The sequence below is a fragment of the Actinotalea ferrariae genome (assembly GCF_019733465.1).
Classification (GTDB): Bacteria; Actinomycetota; Actinomycetes; order Actinomycetales; family Cellulomonadaceae; genus Actinotalea; species Actinotalea ferrariae_A.
On the sequence record NZ_JACVQL010000239.1, the window covers coordinates 1 to 2,981 of the forward strand.

Below are 2,981 nucleotides of genomic sequence, written 5' to 3' on the forward strand. Positions count from 1 at the left end.
GGCCGGGGTCGCGCCGTGCGGCGTCGCGTCGGCGGGGCCGGGCAGGTCACCGGGCGCGGCGGTCGCCCGCACGTCGTCGGCGCCCCGTGCGGTGCCCCCGGAGGAGGAGGCGTCGTGGGGACGGCGTGACGGCATGCTGGCGCTCCTGCGGCTCGGCTGGTGGCGCGCACCCCCACGCGGGAGCCACGGCCCGGAGCATGGTACCGGGGCGGGCTCGGCGCGACGGGAGCCGGTCGCGCGCTCGCTAGAGTGGGCGCTCGCTCGACCGGAGGGAGAGGCGCCCATGCGCTGGTTGGTCACGGGTGCCCCGGGGATGCTGGGGCGCGACCTGGTGGCTCTGCTCGAACGTTCGGGCGAGCAGGTCACGGCCGCCGGCCGGGCGACCCTCGACGTCACGGACGCGGACGCCGCGCTGCGCGCGGTCGAGGGCCACGACGTCGTCGTGAACTGCGCCGCCTGGACGGCGGTCGACGACGCGGAGAGCGCCGAGGCCGCCGCCTTCGCGGTCAACGCGGTCGGTGCCGGGAACCTCGCCCGCGGGGCGCGTGCGGCAGGCGCGCGCATGGTGCAGATCTCCACCGACTACGTGTTCCGCGGCGACGCGGACGAGCCCTACGCCGACGACGCCGTCGTCGCCCCGCGCTCCGCCTACGGCCGCACGAAGCTCGCGGGGGAGTGGGCGGTGCGGGCCGAGTCGCCGGACCACCTCGTCGTGCGCACGGCGTGGCTCTACGGCGCGGGCGGCGGCTGCTTCCCCCGCACCATCGCGCGCCTCGCGGCCGAGCGGGACGGGCTCTCGGTCGTGGACGACCAGGTCGGCCAGCCCACGTGGACCGTCGACGTCGCGGACCTCGTCCTGCGGCTCGTGCGCGCGGGTGCGCCGACCGGGACGTACCACGCGACCTCCGCGGGCAGCACGAGCTGGTTCGGGTTCGCACGTGCCGTGGTGGAGGCCGCGGGCCACGACGGCGCGATGGTCACCCCGACGACGTCGGACGGCGCGGCGCGGCCCGCGCCGCGCCCCGCCTACTCCGTCCTGTCGCACGACAGCCTCCGCGCGGCCGGTGTCGACCCGATCGGGGACTGGGCCGAGCGCTGGACGCTCGCCGCGCCGGACGTCCTGGCCGACGTCGTGCGCTGACGAGGAACCGCACGACGCTGGTGCGGCGCGGGCGCGCCGTGCTCAGCGCGCGGGCTCGTGCTCACCGCAGGAGGCGGCGGGCCAGCCTCCAGTAGGCGCGCAGGAGCCCCTCGAGCGGCGCGGCGGACCTCGGCAGCGGCGTCTGCGCGGGCTCGAAGCGGTCGGTGAGGAGCGCGGCGAGGTCGCGGTCGGGGACCGTGCGGCCGGCCTGGACGAGGGCACGGCGCTCGCGCAGCCACCGGAGGTGCCGCAGGACCCAGCCCCAGCCGCGGACCTTCTGACCACCCCAGCCCTGCGCGACCGCCACGACCGTGATCGCGAGCTCGAACGCGATCAGCACGGGCGCGAGCACGGCCAGCGTGCGAGCCTCGTGGCACGTCGCGAGCACGAGCAGGCGGTTGCGCTCGACGAGGTACATCTTGAGCGGGGACCGGCTGAACTCGTAGTAGTGCGACGACGTCGCCTCGCGGAGCACGACGACGTCGAGCCCGCGCTGGTGGCAGCGCCACGACAGCTCGAGGTCCTCCAGGTAGGCGAAGTAGGGCTCGGGGAAGCCGCCGAGCTCGTTCCACAGCGAGCGCCGGACGGCGAGCGTCGCGCCGCTCGCCGACGCCACGGTCCGGCGGGCGGGGACCTCGTCGACCGGGCGCCCCATCCAGCCGGCCCAGCTGAGGCCCAGGACGTGCAGCGGGTTGCCCGCGGAGTTCACGACGCCCGGCTGGTCCGCGAGGAGCACGGTCGCGCCCGCGACGCCGATCCGCTCGTCCTCGACCTCGAGGCAGAGCACCGCGACGCACGTCGCGTCGACGACCGCGTCGCTGTTGACGAGGACGAGCACGTCGCCGACGGCCTCACGGGCGGCGAGGTCCACGCCGCCCGTGAACCCGAGGTTGGTGCCGGGCCGGAGCACGCGGACGCGTGCGTCCGCGGGGAGACGCTCGACCGCGTCGGAGGTGCAGCCGTTGTCGACGAGGAGCAGCTCGAGCTCGACGTCCCGCGAGGCCAGGACGGCGGCGACCGCCTCGCCGAGGTACGGCTCGGCGCCGTAGGCCAGCATCAGGACGCTCGCGCGGGGGTTCATCGGCGGATCTCCCTCGGGGGACGGTCGGGCTGGTCCGGCGCGGTGCCGCGGAGCGCGGCACGCAGGCCGACCGCGTGCCCGGCGACGGCCACCGCCGAGCCGACGCACAGCGCGGTGGCGACCCGGGTGGCGGGGTCGAGCGGAAGCAGCAGGGCGAGGGGGACGGCGACCAGACCCACCGACCAGCCCACCGCGGCCGCGCGGTCCGCGCCGTGGGCCAGGAGGCCCTGCGCGAGCACCTGGGCCAGCATGAAGACGCCCCCGGACACCGCGATGAGGTCGAGGTCGAGCCGGTCGATCGCGAACTCCGGCCCGTAGACGAGGCCCAGCGCCCAGGGTCCCAGGAGATGCACGCCGACGGTGCCGACGACGCCGAGCGCGGTGGTGGCGAGGAGGGCCCGGCGCATCGTCGCGACGAGCTCGGCCCGACGGCCGAGCGCGACGAGCGCCGCGAGCGACGGGAGGAAGACCGCCTGGACGGCGGCGAAGAAGAACAGCGGGATCCGGGCGATCGTGACGGCGGCGACGAAGTTGCCGCTCAGCGCCTGCTCGGCGGGCGACGTGAGCGCGGCGATCGCGATCGGCCCGACGTTGGCCAGGAGCTGCCCGGTCGCCGAGGCCGTGACGAGGGGCGCGAGCGGCACCGCGGGGGCGCTCACCGAGGCGGTCCCCACGGGAGCCGCGGCGGGCTGGTCGGGGACACCGGCCGTGGCCGGGGGTGCCTCGGGCGCCCGCGCCTCGGCCTCCGCTCCGGCGCCG

Annotated in this window: 3 protein-coding genes; 1 reads left to right on the forward strand and 2 read right to left on the reverse strand. The window is 77.0% G+C overall.

Annotated features, from left to right (window positions below; genetic code table 11):
* The first annotated feature begins 283 nt into the window (after positions 1–283).
* Positions 284–1,141, forward strand: a complete 858-nt coding sequence (gene rfbD / locus ICW40_RS16675) for a dTDP-4-dehydrorhamnose reductase (RefSeq protein WP_221655136.1) — start codon at positions 284–286, stop codon at positions 1,139–1,141.
* A gap of 61 nt (positions 1,142–1,202) precedes the next feature.
* On the opposite strand, the gene ICW40_RS16680 is transcribed toward rfbD, so the two are convergent.
* Positions 1,203–2,222, reverse strand: a complete 1,020-nt coding sequence (locus ICW40_RS16680) for a glycosyltransferase family 2 protein (RefSeq protein WP_221655137.1) — start codon at positions 2,220–2,222, stop codon at positions 1,203–1,205.
* The coding region (locus ICW40_RS16685; RefSeq protein ID WP_374199173.1) for a lipopolysaccharide biosynthesis protein at positions 2,219–2,981 on the reverse strand (763 nt) is incomplete at its 5' end. The genes ICW40_RS16685 and ICW40_RS16680, both read right to left, overlap by 4 nt.